The sequence below is a fragment of the Clostridium amazonense genome (assembly GCF_056431285.1).
In genome coordinates, this window is sequence record NZ_JBWKMH010000018.1 from 18,643 (window position 1) to 41,492 (window position 22,850).

Here is a 22,850-nt window from a genome sequence, read left to right on the forward strand (position 1 = left end):
ACTATTCACTTTTTACTCTTACTTTTTACTTGGTTCCAAACATGATATAAGAATAAACTATAAGCTTAAAAGAATCATTTGATAAAAAGATTACTTTAAATTTCAGCTTGGAACCCTATAGAAAGGGCTATATAAGAATAAATTTGTAAAATTTAATTCTTATATAGCCAATTTTTTATATTAGTATTTTTTTATAATTTCATCAATTATTTTAGGTTTATTAGAAAAATCATTTATAAAGGGCTTATCATTTTTTCTATTTAACATAGAAAGTTTTTTTAAATATCTTAAATAGTAATCTTGAGTAGATTTTTTAATCATCAGTATATTCCTCCTTGCAATTATCTGGCATTTTTTTATAATAATTTTGAAAAAAATGATAGTTATATTCAGGTTTAAAGTAATGTTTTCGTTTTATCCAAATGAATCCATCACATTTAGATATAACAGCAACATCAACGGGACCACCAACAGTAGAAGATTTCTCATCTACTGCAACCTGACGTTTAAATGAAGTTAAATTAACTAGGGATTCAGCCATGGAAGATAAATCATCTATAGGAAGATAGCGTATTGCTTTTAGTACAGGGACTAAATATTCCTTTTGAGAATGTTTCATTATATCATCTAAGACTTTTTCCCAACGTAAATTTAATTCAGTTTTAATACATTTTTTATCATCTTCTTTTAATATGTCTTTATCTAAATTATCTATAAAGCCTAATATATATTTGTCGAAGGAGTTTTGTATTATATTTAAATAGTCTAAACTAATTCCTCTTAAAAAAGTATTAACTATATCAACTTGAGCAAATGGAATTATACATTGATCCATTTCTAGTGTTACATTTTCATAAATATCAACTTTATATTTTAAAAAGTTTTTTATGAAACCAGAAATCTTATAACAGACAAGAGATGGAAAGTTATCTTTATCTCCAAATCCAGATATAACAACACCAGTATAATTACCTAAAAATATATCTTTTTGAAATATTAAATTACAAGTTGAAATAAGTTTATCTAAATGTTCATTATCCATAATATCAGTTCCAACTAACTCGCCAATGTATTTTTTGCATAGGTCAGAATAGGTTGATTCTATGCTGCAAGTTAGATTTTCAGGAATATCATCTAAATCTTTAGCATTATATATTTTATCAAAATATAAATCTATAATATTATTAGCTATTTTTGAAACTTCATCATGGTTAAGCTTTCTATCAAGTTTTTCTGCTAAATTAAAATATTCATCTTCAATTTTTTTGCTTATTTCATTTATTAAAGGCAAAACCATTTGAATATAATATTTTTTTTCATAAGTTTCAAATTTGTACTCATTTTCTTTCAATTTATTTATAAAGTTATCTCCATATTCAATAAGGTAATCTTTTTTTGAATCACCAAGATGACAACGATAATTTTTTATTATTATATCCCAAGGAATTCCCATAAACTCTGCATTATTGTAAATCATGATACCAAGAGGTTCATATTTGGATAACATAAATAATTTATTTGCAGTATTATAAAATTTTGTTCTATCTCCTATAGTAACAGCACTATCAGCAGCTAGAGCTATGGCTCGTTTATTCATAATAGCTATTTCGGCGGTCATAACATCACCCCTTAAGCCTATAATTCTATTATTAATATATTAAAATCTTTTATGTTTTATATTATGAAGAAAGTCGTTTTAATGTCAATGTAAAATAAAAAAATAGTAAAAATATACTTTTTAACAAAATATTAAATATTTCTAAATGGTAAAAATTTTCTTTTAATGGAGGGTTTATAACTACATTCACAGAATAAAATAGTAATAAAGACTAAGGTAGGGTGGTATTTTTATGGTGAGTTTGAATAGTTTTAAAATGGATAATATAAATAACAAATGTGCAAAATTCAATAATTTAATAAGTATGAACGAAGTGTTTTGGTGTAATGATAAATATAATGATGATTATAAAAATCTAGAAATTAGTTTAGAAGAGATTTTAGATGCTGAAAGAAGGTTTGAAAGATTTGCACCATTTATAGAAGAAGCTTTTCCAGAAACTAAAAATAGCAAAGGAATAATAGAATCTACTCTTATAAAAATAGATAAAATGAAGAGTAAGCTAGAGGAGCTATATGAAGTTAAAATTAAAGGTGAATTATACTGTAAATGTGATAATAATTTGCCTATATCTGGTTCTATAAAAGCTAGAGGTGGAATTTATGAAGTTTTAAAATATGCAGAAAGCTTAGTTTTGGAAAGAAATATGATTAGTATTGAGGATAATTATAAAAAACTTAATAATGATGAGTTTAAGAAATTTTTTTCAAAGTTTAGTATTGTAGTAGCATCTACAGGAAATTTAGGATTAAGTATTGGCATTATTTCTAAAAAGTTTGGATTTAATGTAAGAGTTCATATGTCTAAGGATGCAAAGAAGTGGAAAAAAGATTTACTAAGAAATATCGGAGCTAAAGTTGTAGAACATGATGGTGATTATAGCACTACAGTAAGGTTTGCAAGAAATGAATTTAAAAAGCATAAAAATAGTCATTTCGTAGATGATGAAAATTCTAGAGATTTATTTTTAGGATATTCAGTAGCTGCATTAAGGTTGAAAAATCAATTAGAAGAAAAAAATATAAAAGTAGATAGCAATCATCCATTGTTTGTATATTTACCTTGTGGTGTAGGGGGAGCACCAGGTGGAATAACTTTCGGATTAAAAAGAATATTTAAGGAAAATGTGCATTGCTTTTTTGCAGAACCAACTCATTCACCTTGTATGCTTTTAGGACTTATGACTGGAATGCATGATAAAGTGAATGTAAAAAGATATGGCATAGACAATATAACAGATGCAGATGGATTAGCAGTAGGAAAGCCATCTGGATTTGTAGGGAAGATTTTAGAAAAAGAAATAAGTGGAATTTATACTGTAGATGATTCGCAATTATATAAGTTATTATTTTATGCAAATGAAGTAGAAGAATTAAGGTTAGAACCTTCAGCATTAACTGGTTTTATAGGTCCAATAAAATTAAATCAATCACCAGAAGGACATGAATATATAAATGCAAGAAATCTTACTAATATTATGGAAAGTAGTACGCATATTGTTTGGGCAACAGGAGGAAATATGGTTCCAGAAAATATAATGAATGATTATCTTACTAAAGGATATAATATTGCTAAAAATTTATAAAGTTTATAAGGAAACAATTTAAAAAATGAAATTATTTTTATTTCAGTTGAGAATTCTAATTAATTTAATGGAAAATTGAAAGTGAATGTAAAAATTGGACTTCCAATTTTAAATAATGATTTTTTATTAAATTTACTAAGCAAATTAATTGAAAACAATATAAAAACGTAGTTTTTAAGCATTTCTATTTTTAGATATTAAAAGCGAAGTGAGTAATATCAACTATAACTTTTCACTTTTCACTCTTAACTCTTACTTGGTTCCAAATATAAAAATAGAAATAAACTGTAAGCTTAATAATATCATTTGAGAAAGATGTTATTTAAAATTTGAACTTGGATACTCTTAATAGTGAGACTAGCTCGGAATCATTTTATAATAAGTATTTCTTTTGAAAGCAATATATTTACAACTGAAAAAATAGTTTTGAATTCGAGCTTGTTTCCCTATATAATACCCTATATAGGAATCCAAGTTGAAACTTTAAGTTATTGATGTTTAAGTTTAGAATTGTAATTCTAAATTTTAAATAATGATTTTTTATTAAATTTGCGCAGCAAATTAATTGAAAACAATATAAAAACGTAGTTTTTAAGTATTTCTATTTTAAAATATTAGGAACAAAGTGAGTAATATCAACCATAACTTTTCACTATTCACTCTTACTTCTTACTTGGTTCCAAATATAAAAATAGGAATAAACTGTAATGCTAATAGTATCATTTCACAAATATATTATTTTTGATTTGAAATTGGAACCATATAATAAAGTTTTGGAGGTAAAGATGTTAGAAGAGTTAAAGACTTTTATAGCTGTTGTAGAATATGAAAATTTTACAAAGGCAGGTGAAAGTATAAATTTATCGCAACCAAGTGTAAGTGTACATATAAAAAATTTAGAAGAGTATTTTAATGCTAAGCTTATAACACGATCTATAAAGCAAAAGAGTATATCTATAACAGAAGATGGATATTTACTTTACAAAAGAGCAAAAGAAATATTAAAGCTTATAGATAATACTAAAGATGAACTTAAAAATATATCTAAAACTGTGAAGGGACATTTAAAGGTAGGAGCAAGTTTTACTATAGGTGAGTATTTTTTGCCAACATTTTTAGCTCAGTTTTCAAAAGAATATCCTGAAGTTGAATTTGAAGTTATAATAGAGAATACTGCAAATATTTGTGAAAAAATAAAGAGTATGAAGCTCGATATAGGTTTAATTGAAGGGGTAGCTCCTTCAGTAGATTTTAAACAAAAATATTTTTTAGAAGATAGAATGGTAATAATGACATCATTTAATCATGAACTTACTAAACAAAAATTTTCTTATGACAATTTACAAAAACAAAACTGGATAGCAAGAGAGCGTGGTTCAGGAACTAGAGAGTATTTAGACATGTTTTTAACCACTAAAGAAATAACACCTAAAAGTATGATGGTTTTAGGTAGTAATTGTGCAATAAAAGAAGCTGTAAAAAACAATTTAGGAATAACATTAATATCTAATTATGTTACAGAAGATGGTGTTAAAAATGATGAACTTTCTGTAGTAGAATTAGATGGTGAATATAAGAGACATTTTTCGTATATATTACCAAGGGATATAATGAAATCAAGAGCAACAGAAGTTTTTATAGAAAAATTAATAGCATATTCAGAAAAGAAAAAAGCTAAATAGAAAAGTAGGTGTATAACAGGAATACACCTACTTTTTTATATCAATTCATGACTATTTAATTAAAGCTTAGCCATAAAATGATATAAAAAAGATTGTTAAAAAAATAATTATATTTAAGTATAAATTTCACAGTTTTATTGGCATTTATTGTGAAAAAATATTAACAAAATTGCGAAAATAAGATAATGTATTAACAAATATGAATTTAAGGTGTATTATATAAATAAATTAATTTTAAAATGGGAAAAATTTTTTCAAATAGATTGATAAAAAATTAACAAATTGTATATGCATATATAATTTTAGTATTTTAGAAAGAGAGAGATGGATATGTCAATAAAATCTAGAAAAGTAGCTATAGTAGGAACTGGATTAGTAGGTTCTAGTTGTGCTTATGCTTTAATTAATCAATGTGTATGTGAAGAAGTTATAATGATAGATATAAATAAAGATAGAGCTAAAAGTGAGGCATTAGATTTAATGCATGCTGTAGAATATATGTCACTAAGAACAAAAGTTAGAGTAGGATCTTATGAAGATTGTAAAGATGTGGATGCTGTAGTTATAACAGCGGGACCTGCTCCAAAAGAAGGACAAACAAGGTTAGATACTTTAGATGTAAGTGCAAAAATTTGCAAGTCTATAGTTAATCCTATAATTAATAGTGGATTTAATGGATTTTTTATAGTTGCATCTAATCCAGTAGATATAATTTCATATTATATATGGAAGCTATCAGGATTCTCTAAAAATAAAGTAATTGGTACAGGAACAGCTCTAGATACTGCTAGACTTAAGTCTATTATTTCAGAAAAATTAGGAGGAATAGACACAAGATCTATACAAGCATTTGCATTAGGTGAACATGGAGATTCACAAATGGTTCCATGGTCAAGAGTAACAGTTGCAGGTGAATCTTTCTTTAAATTTACAGAGAGTAAAAAGAAATTTACAGAAGAAGAGTTAGAAGGAATTGTAGAAGAAACTGCTAAAGCTGGTTGGGAGATAATAAATGGAAAAGGTAGCACTTATTATGGAATAGGTTCAACTGTAGTTGGAATATTAAAATCTATATTCCATGATGAGAAAAAAGTTATTCCAGTATCTACATTAATAGAAGGTGAATATGAGGTTGAGGATATATACATGGGTGTACCAAGTATAATAGGAAAAGATGGTGTAGAAAGAATTATTGAACTAGAAATGGAAGAGAATGAAAAGAAAAAACTTAAAAACTCTGAAAGTGTTATAAAAGAATATATAAGTAAATTAAAATATTAAATTAGAGGCTATAGATATGGAATTTATCTATAGCCTCTATTATTTATATAAAAATATAATAAAATTTAATTTGAATTGCAATTCAAATAATTATACAATTATGTATTTAAATTACAAATAGTATTTTGTCTTTTATCAGTAAAAACAATAATTATAGTAAAAATATGTTGAACAATGTAAAATGGTTCATGGATTACAAGAAATAGGAGGTAATATTAATGAAGAAGAATTTAATTGAATTTATAAATGTATGTGCATGATGTGATACACTTACACCCTTCGTTGAAGAGTTAGGAAAAAAATATAAAGATCATGTAGACGTTAAAATATATAAAGCGGGAAAAGACTTCGATTATATAAGAAAATATGGAATGTTTAATAAAAGTGTTTTAATAGTAGATGAAAAAAAAGTTATAGATAATGTTAATAAATCTACTGTTGAAAAAACTTTTATGAGTATTGTGGGGAATATTTAATGATTATTTTAGAATTTTTAAAAGATTTATTTTGGTCATCATTGACTATTTTAAATGGAGCATCAGTATGGCTAGTTTTTAGTTTTGTACTAGCGGGTTTTCTACATGAAATCTTATCACCAGAAAAATTTCAAAAAATTTTAGGAAATAAAAAGATAAGTTCATTAATAAAAAGCACTATATCAGGAATGCTTTTACCAATTTGTAGTTGTGGAGTAATTCCATTAGGTATAAGCATGTATTATTCAGGTGCTTATCTTGGACCGACATTAGCATTTATGACATCAACACCAATGATAAATCCAGTAGCAGTTATATTATGTTATGGACTTTTAGGAAAAGAAATTACAATAATTTATGTTATAACAGGATTTTTAGCTCCTATTATAATTGGAATTATAGGAAATACCTTTGGAGGTAATGAACTAAAAGCTCCAGGAATTGAAGAAGAAATAGAAAGAAGAGTTTTAGTGAAAGATGAAAAAACTTTTTTAGAAAAAATAAAAATAGGTATGAGTTGGTCATTAAATGATCTAGCCTTAGTTGTAAGTAAGTATGTTATTTTAGGTATGGTACTAGCATCTATTATATTTAATGTAGTTCCACAAGAATTTATACAAAAGTATTTAGGAGAACCAACTGTTATATCTTTAGGTGGAGTTACTATTTTAGCGGCATTTATGTATGTATGTGCAGTAGGACATATACCGTTTATAGCAGCATTAGTTGCAAGTGGTGCAGCACCAGGAATTGCAATAACATTCTTAATGGCAGGAGCTGCAACAAATTTACCAGAACTTATAAGTCTTTATAAAATAATAGGAAAAAGAACTGCAATTATATATTCTACTGTAGTTGTTGGAATTTCATTAATTGTTGGGTATATAACAAATATTATGCTTATGCCAAACTTTACACCAGTATTAAATTTTGATGGAGTAAATAATTCTATAACTACTGCAAATAAATTTATGTTTATAGCCCCAATGTGGCTAAAATATTTATGTTCTCTTATAATATTTCTATTTGCATTAAAATCATTTTATAAAAGTTTTAATAAGTTTTTAATTAATAGAAGAACAGTTAAAAATAATTAAGTTAATGGAGCAAAGATGATATTTATGAAAAAGTTTTTAGGAATATTTATAATAATATTCACAATATTTTTACTTGGATGTGAAGGACAAGCAGAAAAAGAAAATGAAGTTCTTTCAAAATATAATGAAAATAAACTTTTAAAAGTTTTTAAGAATGAATTTCCAGAAAGAAAAGTAATTTTATGTGAAGCTGCTGATTTGACAAATGATAATATTGAAGATTTAATTGTAATTTTTAAAGAAGAAAAGGAAACTAGAATGGTTGTTTTAGTTGATAGTGGAGATGGCGTTAAGTACACAAATATTGTACCAGCACCAATAGAAGATCAAAGTATTAAACTTAAAAATATAGACAATAAAGATGAAATGGAGTTTATAGTATCTGGTTCAAAAAGAGGAAATATAGGATATGCAATTTTTAGAATTGAAAATATGAAAATTGTAGATTTATTTGGAGAAGGTATGGATTCCTGTTGTTAATGTAGATAAACAATGTATGAAATGTTTAGATTTAAATTTAATATATGAAAAATAAATTAATAATAAGGAGAAGGATTTTATGAGTAAAAAGGTTAGAAGATTATTAACTGTGCTTTGCATAGTTGGAGTTACAACTGGGTTAGTAGGTTGTGGAAGTGGTAATGATAAAAATAATAATTCTAAGGCGGTTCAGAGTAGTTCAGCATCAGAAACAGAAGTAATTCAGTCAATAAAGGATATGAAACTTCCTAAATTAGAGGATGATTACACTGTTAAATTAGGATATTATAACTGCGATCATATGACTGCAGCATGTATAGGAAAAGATGCAGGAATATATGAAGCATTAGGATTAAATGTTGAAGTAACTGGTAATGGTAAAGTTCCACAAGCTATGTCAGCAGGTCAAATGGATGCAGGATACATATCATTCCAAAATGTAACTCGTGGAATAAATAAAGGAACACCTATAACAATAGCAGCAAATAATCATGATGGAGGTTCATATTATTTAGTTGTATCTAATGATGTAAAAGAGCCAAAAGATTTAATTGGACAAAAATTAGGTATAGGAACAGAGCCTGAAAAAAGTTGGTCATGGAGACAAATGGCTAAAGAAATGAATATTCCTGTAGAAGGTAAAAATTATGAAGGTATAAATTTTGATAGTGATCAAAATGCATACATGGCACTAAAAACAGGACAAATAAAAGGATATACAGCATGTGATCCATGGGGCTCCATGGCTGAATATGAAAAAACAGGAAAGATAATGAAAATATTTGATAGTGTTGATGGTGAGACTACAATATGTTGTGTTTTTGCACTAAATACTAACTTTATGAAGGAACATGAAGAAGTTGCAAAAAGATTAGTTTTAGCACATACAAAATCTATTGAATATTTATATACACATCCAATAGAATCAGCAGAAATATTTGCAAAGAATTATTCAGTACCAAAAGAAGTAGCACTATTAACAGTATATAAAAAGACTGTTGAAGAAGGTAGAACTATAACTTGGAAAGTTAATGAAAGTGCTGTAGATAAGAGATTAAAGGAAAATGTAGAGCATGGGGATTACGAAAATGTAGACAAAAAAGCGTTAATAGATAATTCATTATTAAAAGAATGTGGAGCAGATGAATTTGATACGTTTATAAAAGAAAAAGTAGACAAGATATTCCCAGTAGGAATGAGCTATGATGCTTGGATGGCAAAGGCAAAAGAAATTGAAGGTAAAAATTAGATTTATATTACTTATAATAATTATTTTGAGCATAGGTTTTATTCTATGCTCAAAATTTAATAGTAAGGACAATATTAGAAAAGCTCTAAAAATAGGTGTAACAGACGGAATACCACAAGTAATAATGTCTAAAGTGGCAAAAGAGTATGGGGAAGATAATATAGAATTGGAAAGTATAGAAATGTATACTTTTCAAGATTGTTGAGGCAATAGTACACAATTAGCGCTGAGTTCAGACGCTATAGATTTAGCAATAATATGTTCTTCTAAAGCTAATGAATTTGTAAAAAGTGATAATAGATTTGAAATAGTATCACCTGTAATTCAAAATTCTAATTTAGTTGTTATGAAAAATGAAAAGATTAAAAAAATAGGAGTATCAGAAGGTCGTAGTTATGAAAAAGATATTGCTAAAAAAATGTTTAAAGAAACATTTGAAATTGTAGAATTACCAAGCAAGTCACTTCCATATGCTATGGAAAAAGGTGATGTTGGGGGAATTGTTATAGATTATCTTAAATCTTTAGAGGTAATTGGAGAAAGAAAAATTATAGACATAGGTGAAGACTATAATACTTTTTCTATAATAGTAAAAAAGGAAATTAAAGATAAAGAAGAATTTAAAAGATTTATAAGTGCTTATGATAGTACTATAGATTTTTTACAAAAAGAAGATAACTTTCTACAATCAATAAGTGAAAATCGGAAAAAAGATTATGTGAATGAGAGGAGGAGAAAAGAATGGAAGATGCTAAATATGAAAATGTTAAAGCTAAAAGAATAAAGTTTTCAGGAAACAGTAAAAAAGAAATTATATATAAAGTTACTATATTAGCATTTTTGATAATTATATGGGAAATCTATGCCACATCAAAAAACAATGCATTAATAATGCCTAAGGCTAGTGATACTATAAAGCAGTTTTTTTTATGTGTAACAGATATGGAAGTTATATTAAATATAACTATAACTTTAGGGCGTGTGTTAAAGGGATTTTTATGGGCTATGGTTATAGGTGTACCATTAGGTTTTGTAATGGGAATATCAGAATTTGCTAATAAACTTATAGGTGGACTTGTAGATTCTATAAGACAAATACCTGTAATGGCATGGGTTCCACTTACAATTGTATGGTTTGGTATAGGTGATGGTCCAACTATATTTTTAATTGCATTTACAGGTGTATTTCCAGTAATACTAAATACAATACAAGGCGTAAGAGGAATTTCAAAGGATTATTATAATGCAGCAAAATCTATGGGTGCAAGTAAGCTAAGTATACTTAAAGATATAATAGTACCAGCAACTCTTCCTGATATATTAACAGGAGCAAGAATTGCAATAAGTAGTGGATGGATGTCTGTAATTTGAGCGGAGTTTATAGCAACAAGCCAAGGTCTTGGCTTTTTAATGGTAAATTCTCAAACAATGATGCAAACAGATAGATTAATTGCACTTATGATATTTGCAGCTATAGTAGGCTTTGTTATTGATAGATTATTGAATCTATTAAATAAATATCTTTCTAGATGGAGGACTAACGAACAATGAAGATAAAAATAGATAATGTAAGTAAATCATTTAGAAATAATAAAAAGGTAAATGAAGTTTTAAAAAATATAAGTTTTGAAGTGAATGAAGGCGAATTTGTATCTTTATTAGGACCATCAGGATGTGGTAAAACTACACTTTTAACTATTATATCAGGTTTCAAGAAAGCTGATAGTGGAAATATATTTGTAGAAAATAAGAAAGTTGATGGACCAGGCGTTGATAGAGGTTTTATATTTCAGAACTATGCGTTATTCCCATGGATGACTGTAGAGAAAAATATATTATATCCTATGAAACAGCAGAAAGTACCTAAAGAAGATAGAGAAAAAAGGCTAAAAGAATTATTAAGCATATCTAAATTAGAAGGAAAAGAAAAATTATATCCAAGCCAATTATCTGGTGGAATGAAACAAAGAACTGCAGTGATAAGAGCACTTGCATGTAAACCAGAAGTTTTATTACTTGATGAGCCATTAGGTGCTGTTGATTTTCAAATGAGAAAAATATTACAAGAAGAATTAGAAAATATATTTTTAAAGGATAAAATAACAGCAATAATGGTTACTCATGATGTGGATGAAGCTGTTTATATGAGTGATAGAGTTATAGTAATGTCAACGGATAAAGGAAAAATAATAGAAGATTTAAAAATTGATTTGCCTAGACCAAGAGATAGAGAATGTGAAATCTATAATAAATATAAAGAAAATTTAACAAAAGTATTAACTACAGCTCTAGGATATGAAGAAGTTGCAGCTACAAAAGAAGATTAATAGATAGAGGTAAAGGATGAACGAAATAGCTAAAAAATTAGAAGTAAAAAATAAATGTGACCAATACAGTAATATAGAAAATAAAATTAGAAAAGAGATAATGAATTTTATTATTAATAATAAAAGAGCATTTAATATAGAAGATGATTTAGAAGCTCTTAAAGAAATTCAAGACTTAGATTTATTAAATCATATAAATAATTTAATAAAAGAAAATGGAATAGTAGTAGATGAAAATAAAAATGTAATATTTGCGTATCCAGTTTCAGCAGTTGCAACAAATCATCATGTGAAATTGAATGATGGAAGAGAGTTTTATGCTATGTGTGCAATTGATGCTATGGGATGTGCATTTACATTTCACCAAAATGTATTAGTAAAATCTAAATGTAGTAATACTTCAGAAGATGTATATGTAAAAATTACAAATGGAGAGATTAGTGAGTATTATCCTAAGACATTACATGCATTGCATGTAGATTTAAATAAACATACTGATTGGGGAACTACTTGTTGAAATATCATGAATTTCTTCTGTACGGAGAAAGATTTTGATATTTGGACAAGTAATATGAATATAAATATTGATAATATTTTTAAGTTGCATGTTACAGATGCAATAGAAGTGTCTAGAGAATTATTTGATTTTAGATAAATATTTTAAATGAATAAGGAGAGAGATTTATGATGAAGGTTGCTTATGTGATTAGTTCACAAAACACAAGAACAATATTAAATGATATGATTATTCCACAAATGGAACAAGGAATTCATGGTGCAGAAGTTATGGGTATGTTTTTTCTTTTCGATAATACATATATGTTAGAGAAAGATAGTGAAATAGGAAAAAAACTTCAAAAGCTTCACGATGAAAAAGGGTTAATATTATTAGCTTGTGATAAATGCGCAATTGAAAGAAATATTGATGAAAAATTAATAGAGGGAGCAGCGATAGGTTGTTTTCCAATACTTTATGCAACTTTAGAGTCAGCAGGGGTAGAACAAATAATAACATTATAATATTAAAAAATTCAAACTAGAAAATTAGTTTGAATTTTTATTTCAATTAATTATTCAAATGAATCAATGTTACTTATTTGAATAATTAATAATAATAGATAAATTGTTATAAATAATATAGCATTAAAAGTATAAGAAAAAGGAATTTGTATACTTTTAATTTTTTATAAAAAATTAATTTATACATAGTGAAATTTTAAAGGAGTTTTGGAGGATAATATGAGCGACTTTCCAAGTATTTTTAATGAGTTTAGTGAAGCAAGAAAAAATGGTTTTATAAAAGTTAAAGACTTAAAAGAACAAGGTAAGAAAGTAGTAGGAGTATTTTGTACATATACACCTTGTGAAATAATTTATGCATCAGGTGCAGTTCCAGTAAGTCTTTGTGGAATGAGTGAAGAACCAATTCCAGATGCAGAGAGGGATTTGCCTAAAAATTTATGTCCTTTAATAAAATCAAGTTATGGTTTTGCATTAACTGAGAAGTGTCCATATACATATTTTTCAGATTTATTAGTTGGAGAAACTACTTGTGATGGTAAAAAGAAAATGTATGAGTATTTAGGAAAGATAAAACCTATGCATGTAATGCAGTTACCACAAGCACAAGATAGAGAACATGGATTAAAAGTTTGGAAAAATGAAATGATTTTCTTAAAAGAAAAGTTAGAAAAAGAATTTGATGTAACAATTAGTGATGAAGATTTAAGAAAAGCTATAAAATTAAAAAATGAAGAAAGACTTTTACTTCAAGAATTTTATTCATTAGGAAAATTAGTGCCACCAGCAATTAGTGGTTATGAAATGTATAAAGTTTTAGAAGGTACAGGCTTTAGTTTCGATAAAAAAGAGCAAAATAATAATATAAGAAGAATGATAGATGACTTAAAAGCTGATTATGAGAAAAATGGAACTAAAGTTGATAAGAATGCAAAAAGAATTTTAGTTACAGGTTGTCCAATGGGGGGAACTGTAGATAAAGTTGTTAAAACAATAGAAGAAAATGGTGGCGTAGTTGTATGCTATGAAAACTGTGGTGGAGTTAAAGAAAAGGCAATGCTAGTTGATGAAAGTAAAGATCCAATGGAAGCTTTAGCAGAAAAATATTTAAGTATACCTTGTTCTGTAATGGCACCAAATGACGGAAGAATGGAACTTTTAAATACTCTTATAGATGAATATAAAATCGAGGGAGTAGTAGATTTAACACTTCAAGCTTGTCATACTTACAATATAGAAACAAAAAGAGTTAGAGATTTTGTTATAAATGAAAAAGCTATTCCATATATGAGCTTGGAAACAGATTATTCAAAAGCTGACATAGGTCAAATAAAAACTAGAATAAGTGCATTTATTGAAATGCTGTAGTTTTCATAACTAAAGTTAAAAAGGGAGTAAAGCAATGTATTATATAGGTATTGATATAGGTTCTACAGCAACAAAAGTTGCAATATTTGATGAAGATAATTTACAAGATACTATACTTATGAAAACTGGATGGAGTAGCAAGGAAACGGCAAATGAAATAGAAGAATTATTAGAGTCAAAGGGAATTATGAAAGAAAATCGAAAAGTAGTTGCCACAGGTTATGGTAGAGTTTCAGTTCCTTATGCAGATAAATCTATAACAGAAATTACTTGCCATGGTAAGGGTGCGCATTATCTTATGAATGGTGATGCTACAGTAATTGACATAGGTGGACAAGACACTAAAGTTATATCATTACAAAATGGAATGATAAGTAATTTTTTAATGAATGACAAGTGTTCTGCAGGAACAGGAAGATTTCTAGAGATTATGGCAAATGTTTTAGGGGTAGATATAAAAGAACTTTGTGATTTAGCCGAAAATGGAAGTGGAGTTACTATAAGCTCTATGTGTACTGTTTTTGCTGAATCAGAAGTTATAAGTCTTATAGGAAGTGGAGAAGCAAAAGAAAATATAGCTTTTGCAGTTATAGATTCTATAGTAAGCAAAGTAGCTTCACTTTGTAATAAATTTTCAAGTGAAAATAAATACTATCTTACTGGGGGATTAAGTAAAGCTCCATATATAGTTAAAAGCTTAGGTGAAAAATTAAATGCAAAAGTAGAAACACATGAACTTGCACATTATGCAGGTGCTATAGGTGCAGGAATTTTAGCAAAAAATATAAAATAAGCTATTAATCTATATTTTAAGAATTGACAATGGACAGTTAAGGTGAAAATTGGATTTTAAATGCTTATAGGAATCCAAGTTGAAACTTTAAGTTATTCATGTTTCAGTTGAGAAAGAGAAGTTTAAAATGTTATACAAAATTAACAATTAACGATGAACAATTAACAATGAAGGATAAAACTGAAGTATCAGTTTTAAAAATCAATTTTTATGATAATTTGCTAAGCAAATTAGTTAAAACATATAAAAAACTAGTTTTTTATATTTCTATTTTTAGATATTAAAAGCGAAGTGATTAATATCAACCATCATTGTTAATTGCTAACTGTTAATTGTTAATTGGTTCCAAACATGATAATAGAATAAACTATAAGATTAGTACTATCATTTGAGAAATACATTACTTTAAATTTGGAACCCTATATATAGAGTATAATCAGAATATTTATGAAATTTATATTGCCATATAAAAATAAAAATTGTTTTTATATGGGAGTACAAATAAGAAAAGTACTTCTTTTTATACTATTTTTATATGGTATAACGATTTCTATTTCGTCCGTATTTAAAAAAAGACTATATTATAGTCTTTTTTTTGTTGAATTTACTGAATATAAATACTATTTAAATTGTGAATGATTACATAAGTTACTATAGTTAATTTTTATAGTAATTGATATAAAATGTTAATTTTGTGATAATGAACAAGGAAAAGAGGCAAGTATTTAATTGTATAAATAAGGGGGACAAAAATGAAAAAGAGAAAAATAGTAGCATTAGTTTTAGCGGCATTAATACCAGCAACTATGTTAATTGGATGTGGAGCTAACAATAATGCAAAAGATTCTGAAAAAACAGTAACAACTGAATCGGGAAAAGTGAAAGATAAAATAGTTTATGCACTTACAAGTTCACCAACAGGAGTTTTTAATCCATTATTGAGTGATACATCTTATGATGATTCAGTTATAGCTCTTACATATTCATCACTACTTGAGTTTGATGAAAATTTAAATCCTGAGCCAGATTTAGCTGAAAGTTATGAAATATCTAAGGATAATTTAAGCATAACATTTAAATTAAGAGATAATTTAAAATGGCATGATGGTGAAGCAATAACAGCAGATGATATTATATTTACATTTACTACAATTGCAAATAAAGATTATCCAGGTTCAAGATTTGGAAATGTTGAAAAAGTAGTTGGTGCAAAAGATTATCATGAAGGAAAAGCTGATAGTATAAAAGGTTTAGAAAAAATAGATGATAAAACTATAAAAGTTACATTTGAAGAAACATATGCACCTGCACTTTCTATAATAGGGGGTACAGGAATAGTTCCTAAACATATATGGGAAGGTGTGCCTGTTGCTACTTGGAAAGAAAAGAAAGATTTATTAAGTAAGCCAGTTGGATCTGGTCCATATAAAGTTGTAACTTTTAATGAAGGACAAGATGTTCAATTAGAGGGATTTGATGAGTACTATGGTGGAAAGCCAAAGACTAATAAATTCATATTTAAAGTTACAAATGAAGATACAGCACAAATTGAGCTATTAAATGGAACTGTTGATATAGTTGATGTTTCTAATTTAAAAAATCAAGATTTAGATGAAATAAAAGCTAAGGATAAAAGTATAATATCGTATCCTAATAGTATGTTCCAATACATGGGATTTAATTTGAGAGAAGAAAAATTTAAAGATAAGAATTTAAGAAAAGCATTTATGTATGCTATTGATAGAAAAACAATGGTTGATAAGCTTCTAGAAGGTCGTGGAACAATTGTAAACACACCAATGCTTACTACAAGCTGGGCATATCCAGATGAAAAAACTTTAAATGGTTATGATTACAATGTAAAAGAAGCAAAAAAACTAATAAAAGAAGCTGGTTATGAAGATAAAAATGGAAATGGAATTGTTGAAGATAAAAGTGGAAAAGAATTAAAAGCTACTTTATATTATCCTACTGGAAATAAATTAAGAGAGCAAACAGCACCTATAATTAAAGAAAGTCTTAAAAAGATAGGTGTTGATATAGAACTTGAAAGTATGGAATTCCAAGCACTTATGGAAAAGGTAGTTGCAAATCATGAATTTGATTTATATTTAATGGCTAATACTCCAGGGTCAGAGCCAAATCCAATGGCATTTTGGCACTCAACTTCTTCATCAGATGAAAAAGGAAATTCTGCATGGAATATTTCAGCATTTAAAAATAAAGAGGCAGATAAACTTATAGAAGATGGATTAAAAACTTTTGACACAGAAGAGCGTAAAAAGATCTATGGTGAATTTGCAAAGATAATGAATGATGAGTTACCTTGGGTATATTTATATGATCAAGATGTAACAAAAGCAACTAATTCAAAATTAAAAAATTATAAACCAATAGCACATGGAGATTTTATAGACGTAGAAAATTGGTATATAGAAGAATAAAAATAGAAAAGGTGATTTTAAAAATCACCTTTTTTAAGGTTTTAGGATGTTTGGAGATTTACAAAGTTAAAAAGAGGTGATGTGATGACTAAATATATATTTAAAAGAATTTTAATAGCTATAGGAGTGTTGTTTGGAGTTTCAGTAATAATATTTTCTCTTGTACATATGCAGCCAGGTAATCCTTATACTAGCATGATTGATCCAACAGTACCGCCAGAAGTAATTAAAGAGATGTTAACTAAGATAGGATATTATGACCCAATTCATATAAAATATATAAAATGGATTTCAAGGGCATTAAGAGGTGATCTTGGATATTCAATTCAATATGGACAACCAGTTTTACAAGTTATAAATAGTAGAATCTGGAATACTGTATTGTTATCGTCTTTTGCATTAATAATAAGTACTATTTTGGGAATTATTATAGGAATTATTTCAGCTATAAAGAAAAATACATTATTTGATTATGTTACTACTGTATTTTCATTTATAGGCATATCTATTCCTGCATTTTTCTTTGGGTTACTTTTAATAAAAATATTTGCATTTGATTTTCCTATTTTGCCAGTGTCAGGTATGAAAACTTTAGGTGAAGATTATACTGGAATAAAAAATGCATTAGATGTTTTAAAACATATGATACTTCCAGGGCTAGTTCTTGCATTGCTTCAAAGTGCAGCATTTGTAAGATACACAAGGTCATCTATGTTAGAAGTATTAGATAAGGATTATATACGAACTGCAAAAGCTAAGGGATTAACAAAGAAGAAATCTATTTTAAAGCATGGAGTAAAAAATGCACTGATACCATTAGTTACAATAATATGTATGCAGATACCATTTATTTTTTCAGGTGCATTACTTACAGAAACTATATTTGTTTGGCCAGGCATAGGAAGACTTAATTATGATGCAGTATTAAATAGAGACTATCCTCTAATAATGGGAATTTTAATGATACTTTCAATAATTATATTACTTTCTAACTTGCTTGCAGATATTTTATATGCAGTTATAGATCCAAGAATAAAGTATAAGTAGGAGAAAAGATATGATAAATAAATTTAAGAAAAATAAATTAGCTATGATAGGAGCAATTATTTTATTTATATTAGTTTTAATATCTATATTAGCTCCTTTATTAACTAAATATAATAGTGATTCAATAGATTTATATAACATAGCATCAAAGCCTAATAGTGAGCACTTATTAGGTACAGATGAAATTGGTAGGGATGTTTTTACACGACTTATTTATGGAGGTAGAGTTTCACTTTGTGTTGGTATATTTGCAACTATAATCCAGGTATCAATAGGAGTTGTTTTGGGAGTTATTTCAGGATTTTTTGAAGGAGTTATAGATGGAATTATAATGAGAATTGTAGATGTAATAATGTGTTTTCCATTTTTTATGGTAGCACTAGCATTAGCCGCATTACTAGGTCCAAATGTTCTAAATTTAATTATTATAATATCAATTCTTTCATGGACAGATATAGCAAGAATTGTTAGGGCTGAGGTTCTTTCTTTAAAAGAGAGAGAATTTATAATAGCATCAAAGGCTATAGGCGTAAATAATTTTCAAATAATAAAAAATCATGTTTTGCCTAATGTATTACCATCTATTTTAGTAGCAAGTACTTTGTCCATGGCTAATGCAATACTTATAGAGTCAGCATTAAGTTTTTTAGGAATGGGAGTAAGGTCTCCAATGTCAAGTTGGGGAAATATGTTAACAGCTGCTCAAAATATGAGAGCACTTAAAAGTCAATGGTGGCTTTGGATGCCACCAGGTTTTATGATTATAATTTCTGTTTTATCTATAAATTTTTTAGGTGATGGACTTAGAAAAATATTAGATCCAAAAGAAAAGGCGTAGGTGAATTGATATGATATTAGAAGTTAAAAATTTAAAAATAAAATTTAAAGATTCACTAAACTATGTTGTAAATGATGTGAGTTTTAAATTAAATGAAGGTGAAATAGTATCTTTAGTTGGTGAGTCTGGTAGTGGGAAAAGTGTAACATCACTTGCAATTATGGGATTATTGTCAGAGGAGTCAGAAGTTAGTGGTGAAGTAATATTTAATAATAAAAATTTATTAAATTTAAATGAAAAAGAAATGTGCAAGATAAGGGGAAAGGATATAGGCATGATTTTTCAAGAGCCTATGAGTGCATTAAATCCCTTGATGACAGTTGAAAATCAAATTGGAGAAGTTATAACACAGCATACAAAATTAGAAAAAAAAGCTGTAAAAGAACGAGTTATTGAATTATTAGAAAAAGTAAAAATACCTAATCCAAAAGGAATGCTTAAAAAATATCCTCATGAGCTAAGTGGTGGAATGAGACAAAGGGTTATGATAGCAATGGCAATAGCTATGAGTCCTAAGATTTTAATTGCAGACGAACCAACTACAGCATTGGATGTTACCATACAAAATGAAATATTGGAGCTTTTAAAGGATATAGCTAAAGAAATGAAAATGTCAATTATATTTATAACTCATGATTTAGATGTTGTATGTGAAATGGCAAATAGGGTATTAGTAATGTATTTAGGAAATGTAGTTGAAGAGGCACCTATTTTAGAATTCTTTGATAATACTATGCATCCATATTCTAAGGGATTAATATTGTCTAGACCTAGCAATATATTAGAAGGTAATAGATTGTATTCTATAAGAGGAATGGTTCCAAGTGTAGATGAAATTCCTAATGGATGTAGTTTTAGTAATAGATGTAGTGAGTGCTTGAAAGAATGTACAAAAGATATACCAAAATTAAAAGAAATAAAAGCAAATCACAAAGTTAGATGTCATTTATATTAGGATATTTTTAAAGTGTATATAAAAGGAGAATGTTATGGAAAAAGATTATCTACTTAGAGTAGAGAATATAAAAAAATATTATAGAGTTAAAAAATCGTTATTTTCTAATAAAAATGTTTATGCAAAATCTGTAGATGATGTTTCTTTTAATATAGAAAAAGGAAAAGTTGTTGGACTAGTTGGAGAATCAGGATGTGGAAAGTCCACTATAGCAAAATGCATATTAAATCTTATAGAGCCTACAGAGGGAAAGGTGACTTTTGAAGATAAAGTTATTTATGATGTTAAAAATAATATAAAAATAGATAAAAAAGAGTTAAATGCATTAAGAAAAGATATGCAAATTATCTTTCAAGATCCATATTCATCTTTAGATCCTAAAATGAAGGTTGGGGATATAATAGCAGAGGGAATAAGAGCTCATAATATAAAAAGTAAGCATGAAGCATTAGAATTAGGAGAAAATATGCTACAGTTATGTGGCTTAGATAAAAAGTACATAGAGAGATATCCACATGAATTTAGTGGAGGTCAAAGACAAAGAATAGGTATAGCTAGAGCATTAGCATTAAATCCTAAGTTTGTAATATGTGATGAACCTACAGCAGCATTAGATGTTTCAATACAATCTCAAATTTTAAATTTAATGCTAGATTTAAAAGAAGAATTAAATCTTACATATTTATTTATTTCACATAACCTAAATATAGTTAAATTTTTTTGTGATGAAGTATTGGTTATGTATTTAGGTGTTATAGTTGAAAAAGGAAGTTCAAAAGATGTTTATGATAATTCATTACATCCATATACTAGAGGGTTAATTTCATCTATACCTAGAAGTCATCCATCCATAATTAAAGAAAAAATAATAATTGATGGAGTAGTTAAGAGTAATACAGAAGAATTTTCAGGGTGTAGATTTAGTTCAAGATGCCCATATGCTAGTGAAATGTGCTTAATGAGTGAACCTAAACTTAGAGAAATAGAAAAAAATCATTTTGTTGCTTGCCATATGATATAGGATTTCAAAGTGAAAAATGAAATTATTAAAATATCAAATGAGAATAATGGTATTCCAAGAAATAGTAATTATTTAAAACGTTATTCATAAAAATTTCAAAGAAACTCTAATAAATTTGTCATTTTATTTCCAAGACTAAACGGCTGAATCGACGTCCTGTCTAGGCAGTCGCTGAACCCGTCCTTGGGTTCAGGTCTTAAAAATAAAACGCAAATTAATAAGATTTTCTAAATCAATTTTAAAAGAAATACTAATTTAAATAATTACTGTTTCTTGATAAAAGAAAAAAGTTTTTCAATTGATAAAAAGATTATTTTGAATTTAATCTTATTATCTTATATAATTGAAAAAAATAGATGGTTATAGGAGTTTTGAGTATGAAAAGAAAAGTTATAATTGATTGTGATCCAGGGATAGATGATTTCTTAGCACTTTTATTAGCATTGAATTCAGATGAGTTGGAGGTTTTAGGTATAACAATTGTTGGTGGAAATGTAGATTTAAAAACTTGTGGTGAGAATGCACTAAAGGCTTTAAAGTTTACTAATTCATTACATATACCGGTTTATCTAGGTTCAGATGCCCCACTTCAAAAGAAACTTGAAAATGCGGAAAATGTTCATGGTGAAGATGGACTTGGAAACACGAATATACCTAATGTTCAAGATGGAATTTTAAAAAATGGAGCAGTAAATTTTATAGTAGATACTTTAAATAAAGAAAAAGATGTTTCAATAATATCATTAGCACCACTTACTAATATAGCAAAGGCTTTAATGAAGGATAAAAAAGCTTTTGAAAATTTAAGTGAGTTTGTTTCAATGGGGGGAACATTTAAAGAATGTGGAAATTGTACACCTACATCTGAATTTAACTATTATATAGATCCACATGCAGCTAATTATGTTTTCAATAACTTAGGAAATAAAGTACATATGATAGGATTAGATGTGACTAATAAAGTAGTGTTAACACCTAATATGATAGAGTTTATAAAACAAATAGATGGAGAGTTATCAAAAACTGTAGTTGATATAACTAAATTTTATGGAGATTTCTATTGGAAAGCAGATAAAGTATTAGGTTCTGTAGTTAATGATCCTTTAGCAGTAGCATATTTTATAGATAGAGAAATATGTAATGGGTTTGAATGTTATACAGATATAGTAACAGAAGGAATAGCTGAAGGTATGTGTATAGTAGATAAAAATAATTTATGGAATAAAACACATAATTCTATAATTTTGGATGAAGTTGATGATAAAAGATTTTTTAGAATGTTTATTAAAGCGATTTTGAAAGATAAAGCTTTAGAAGTTGAAAAGTATATAAAACTATTAGAGTTATAAATATAAATTTAGGCAAGAATTTGATTCTTGCCTATTTTAAAGTGATGAAAAATTGTATGTTGTAAATAAGTATAGGGTTTCAAGCTCAAATTTAAAGTAAGCTTTTATCAAATGATACTATTAAGCTTATGGTTTACTCTGGTATCATGATTGAAACCAATTAAGAACTAAGAGTTAAAAGTAAATAGTTATGGTAGATATTAATCTCTTTGTTCCTAAA

At 27.2% G+C, this 22,850-nt stretch carries 23 protein-coding genes; 21 read left to right on the plus strand and 2 right to left on the minus strand.

Annotation, left to right across the window (positions count from 1 at the left end; genetic code table 11):
* Positions 1–180: 180 nt before the first annotated feature.
* On the minus strand, positions 181–321 hold the full coding sequence (locus AC07E4_RS08000; protein ID WP_478216090.1) for a hypothetical protein: 141 nt from the start codon (positions 319–321) through the stop codon (positions 181–183).
* Positions 314–1,618, minus strand: a complete 1,305-nt coding sequence (locus tag AC07E4_RS08005; protein ID WP_478216091.1) for a hypothetical protein — start codon at positions 1,616–1,618, stop codon at positions 314–316. Before AC07E4_RS08005 ends, AC07E4_RS08000 begins: the two co-directional genes overlap by 8 nt.
* A gap of 232 nt (positions 1,619–1,850) precedes the next feature.
* Here AC07E4_RS08005 and AC07E4_RS08010 point away from each other — a divergent pair, with 232 nt between their 5' ends.
* From AC07E4_RS08010 to AC07E4_RS08110, 21 genes are all read left to right on the plus strand, one after another.
* Complete coding sequence (locus tag AC07E4_RS08010) at positions 1,851–3,203, plus strand: D-serine ammonia-lyase (RefSeq protein ID WP_430830360.1); 1,353 nt, start codon at positions 1,851–1,853, stop codon at positions 3,201–3,203.
* A 785-nt stretch (positions 3,204–3,988) separates the two neighbouring features.
* Positions 3,989–4,885: a LysR substrate-binding domain-containing protein gene (locus AC07E4_RS08015; protein WP_040327750.1), complete on the plus strand. Its 897-nt coding sequence runs from the start codon at positions 3,989–3,991 to the stop codon at positions 4,883–4,885.
* A 330-nt stretch (positions 4,886–5,215) separates the two neighbouring features.
* Positions 5,216–6,166, plus strand: a complete 951-nt coding sequence (locus tag AC07E4_RS08020; RefSeq protein ID WP_040327748.1) for an L-lactate dehydrogenase — start codon at positions 5,216–5,218, stop codon at positions 6,164–6,166.
* A 218-nt stretch (positions 6,167–6,384) separates the two neighbouring features.
* Complete coding sequence (gene saoT, locus AC07E4_RS08025) at positions 6,385–6,642, plus strand: thioredoxin-like (seleno)protein SaoT (protein ID WP_242838409.1); 258 nt, start codon at positions 6,385–6,387, stop codon at positions 6,640–6,642.
* Entirely contained in the window at positions 6,642–7,739 is a 1,098-nt protein-coding gene (gene saoE / locus AC07E4_RS08030) for an efflux transporter SaoE (RefSeq protein ID WP_040327746.1), read from the plus strand. The genes saoT and saoE overlap by 1 nt, the downstream gene beginning before the upstream one ends.
* 24 nt (positions 7,740–7,763) lie before the next feature.
* Complete coding sequence (saoC, locus tag AC07E4_RS08035) at positions 7,764–8,219, plus strand: Cys-Cys-COOH (seleno)protein SaoC (protein WP_040328033.1); 456 nt, start codon at positions 7,764–7,766, stop codon at positions 8,217–8,219.
* Positions 8,220–8,298: 79 nt separating this feature from the next.
* Complete coding sequence (saoX, locus tag AC07E4_RS08040; protein WP_478216092.1) at positions 8,299–9,468, plus strand: ABC transporter substrate-binding subunit SaoX; 1,170 nt, start codon at positions 8,299–8,301, stop codon at positions 9,466–9,468.
* The gene (locus tag AC07E4_RS08045) at positions 9,422–9,673 is read left to right on the plus strand and encodes a hypothetical protein (RefSeq protein ID WP_478216093.1); all 252 of its coding nucleotides are present in this window, start codon (positions 9,422–9,424) and stop codon (positions 9,671–9,673) included. Before saoX ends, AC07E4_RS08045 begins: the two co-directional genes overlap by 47 nt.
* A gap of 51 nt (positions 9,674–9,724) precedes the next feature.
* Positions 9,725–10,252 carry an ABC transporter substrate-binding (seleno)protein SaoB gene (gene saoB / locus AC07E4_RS08050; protein ID WP_242838414.1) on the plus strand — a complete coding sequence of 176 codons (528 nt, stop codon included), beginning with the start codon at positions 9,725–9,727 and terminating at the stop codon, positions 10,250–10,252.
* Positions 10,210–11,019, plus strand: a complete 810-nt coding sequence (gene saoP, locus AC07E4_RS08055) for an ABC transporter permease subunit SaoP (RefSeq protein ID WP_242838408.1) — start codon at positions 10,210–10,212, stop codon at positions 11,017–11,019. Before saoB ends, saoP begins: the two co-directional genes overlap by 43 nt.
* Positions 11,016–11,795 carry an ABC transporter ATP-binding protein SaoA gene (gene saoA / locus AC07E4_RS08060; protein ID WP_040327736.1) on the plus strand — a complete coding sequence of 260 codons (780 nt, stop codon included), beginning with the start codon at positions 11,016–11,018 and terminating at the stop codon, positions 11,793–11,795. Before saoP ends, saoA begins: the two co-directional genes overlap by 4 nt.
* Before the next feature lie 16 nt (positions 11,796–11,811).
* Positions 11,812–12,450, plus strand: coding sequence for a MerB-like organometallic lyase SaoL (saoL, locus tag AC07E4_RS08065; protein ID WP_478216094.1), 639 nt, complete (start codon positions 11,812–11,814; stop codon positions 12,448–12,450).
* A gap of 29 nt (positions 12,451–12,479) precedes the next feature.
* Entirely contained in the window at positions 12,480–12,815 is a 336-nt protein-coding gene (gene saoD, locus AC07E4_RS08070) for a DsrE-related protein SaoD (protein ID WP_242838407.1), read from the plus strand.
* 219 nt (positions 12,816–13,034) lie between these two features.
* Positions 13,035–14,183, plus strand: coding sequence for a double-cubane-cluster-containing anaerobic reductase (locus tag AC07E4_RS08075; protein ID WP_040327734.1), 1,149 nt, complete (start codon positions 13,035–13,037; stop codon positions 14,181–14,183).
* A 34-nt stretch (positions 14,184–14,217) separates the two neighbouring features.
* Positions 14,218–14,976, plus strand: a complete 759-nt coding sequence (locus AC07E4_RS08080) for an acyl-CoA dehydratase activase (protein ID WP_430830365.1) — start codon at positions 14,218–14,220, stop codon at positions 14,974–14,976.
* 752 nt (positions 14,977–15,728) lie between these two features.
* A complete protein-coding gene (locus tag AC07E4_RS08085; protein WP_478216095.1) occupies positions 15,729–17,420 on the plus strand; it encodes a peptide-binding protein in 1,692 nt (563 codons plus the stop codon).
* 84 nt (positions 17,421–17,504) lie between these two features.
* Entirely contained in the window at positions 17,505–18,467 is a 963-nt protein-coding gene (locus tag AC07E4_RS08090; protein ID WP_040327728.1) for an ABC transporter permease, read from the plus strand.
* 10 nt (positions 18,468–18,477) lie between these two features.
* On the plus strand, positions 18,478–19,305 hold the full coding sequence (opp4C, locus tag AC07E4_RS08095) for an oligopeptide ABC transporter permease (protein WP_478216096.1): 828 nt from the start codon (positions 18,478–18,480) through the stop codon (positions 19,303–19,305).
* Positions 19,306–19,315: 10 nt separating this feature from the next.
* On the plus strand, positions 19,316–20,260 hold the full coding sequence (locus AC07E4_RS08100; RefSeq protein ID WP_430830838.1) for an ABC transporter ATP-binding protein: 945 nt from the start codon (positions 19,316–19,318) through the stop codon (positions 20,258–20,260).
* 34 nt (positions 20,261–20,294) lie between these two features.
* A complete protein-coding gene (locus AC07E4_RS08105) occupies positions 20,295–21,281 on the plus strand; it encodes an ABC transporter ATP-binding protein (protein WP_040327722.1) in 987 nt (328 codons plus the stop codon).
* Positions 21,282–21,658: 377 nt separating this feature from the next.
* Positions 21,659–22,630 (plus strand): nucleoside hydrolase, encoded by a 972-nt coding sequence (locus AC07E4_RS08110; RefSeq protein WP_478216097.1) that lies wholly within the window; start codon positions 21,659–21,661, stop codon positions 22,628–22,630.
* The last annotated feature ends 220 nt before the right edge of the window (positions 22,631–22,850 follow it).

Coding starts and splice junctions, on each gene's coding strand:
- AC07E4_RS08000 (WP_478216090.1), bottom strand. CDS start 321: ATGATTAAAAAATCTACTCAAGATTACTATTTAAGATATTTAAAAAAA.
- AC07E4_RS08005 (WP_478216091.1), bottom strand. CDS start 1,618: ATGACCGCCGAAATAGCTATTATGAATAAACGAGCCATAGCTCTAGCT.
- AC07E4_RS08010 (WP_430830360.1), top strand. CDS start 1,851: ATGGTGAGTTTGAATAGTTTTAAAATGGATAATATAAATAACAAATGT.
- AC07E4_RS08015 (WP_040327750.1), top strand. CDS start 3,989: ATGTTAGAAGAGTTAAAGACTTTTATAGCTGTTGTAGAATATGAAAAT.
- AC07E4_RS08020 (WP_040327748.1), top strand. CDS start 5,216: ATGTCAATAAAATCTAGAAAAGTAGCTATAGTAGGAACTGGATTAGTA.
- saoE (WP_040327746.1), top strand. CDS start 6,642: ATGATTATTTTAGAATTTTTAAAAGATTTATTTTGGTCATCATTGACT.
- saoC (WP_040328033.1), top strand. CDS start 7,764: ATGAAAAAGTTTTTAGGAATATTTATAATAATATTCACAATATTTTTA.
- saoX (WP_478216092.1), top strand. CDS start 8,299: ATGAGTAAAAAGGTTAGAAGATTATTAACTGTGCTTTGCATAGTTGGA.
- AC07E4_RS08045 (WP_478216093.1), top strand. CDS start 9,422: ATGATGCTTGGATGGCAAAGGCAAAAGAAATTGAAGGTAAAAATTAGA.
- saoA (WP_040327736.1), top strand. CDS start 11,016: ATGAAGATAAAAATAGATAATGTAAGTAAATCATTTAGAAATAATAAA.
- saoD (WP_242838407.1), top strand. CDS start 12,480: ATGATGAAGGTTGCTTATGTGATTAGTTCACAAAACACAAGAACAATA.
- AC07E4_RS08075 (WP_040327734.1), top strand. CDS start 13,035: ATGAGCGACTTTCCAAGTATTTTTAATGAGTTTAGTGAAGCAAGAAAA.
- AC07E4_RS08080 (WP_430830365.1), top strand. CDS start 14,218: ATGTATTATATAGGTATTGATATAGGTTCTACAGCAACAAAAGTTGCA.
- AC07E4_RS08085 (WP_478216095.1), top strand. CDS start 15,729: ATGAAAAAGAGAAAAATAGTAGCATTAGTTTTAGCGGCATTAATACCA.
- AC07E4_RS08090 (WP_040327728.1), top strand. CDS start 17,505: ATGACTAAATATATATTTAAAAGAATTTTAATAGCTATAGGAGTGTTG.
- opp4C (WP_478216096.1), top strand. CDS start 18,478: ATGATAAATAAATTTAAGAAAAATAAATTAGCTATGATAGGAGCAATT.
- AC07E4_RS08100 (WP_430830838.1), top strand. CDS start 19,316: ATGATATTAGAAGTTAAAAATTTAAAAATAAAATTTAAAGATTCACTA.
- AC07E4_RS08105 (WP_040327722.1), top strand. CDS start 20,295: ATGGAAAAAGATTATCTACTTAGAGTAGAGAATATAAAAAAATATTAT.
- AC07E4_RS08110 (WP_478216097.1), top strand. CDS start 21,659: ATGAAAAGAAAAGTTATAATTGATTGTGATCCAGGGATAGATGATTTC.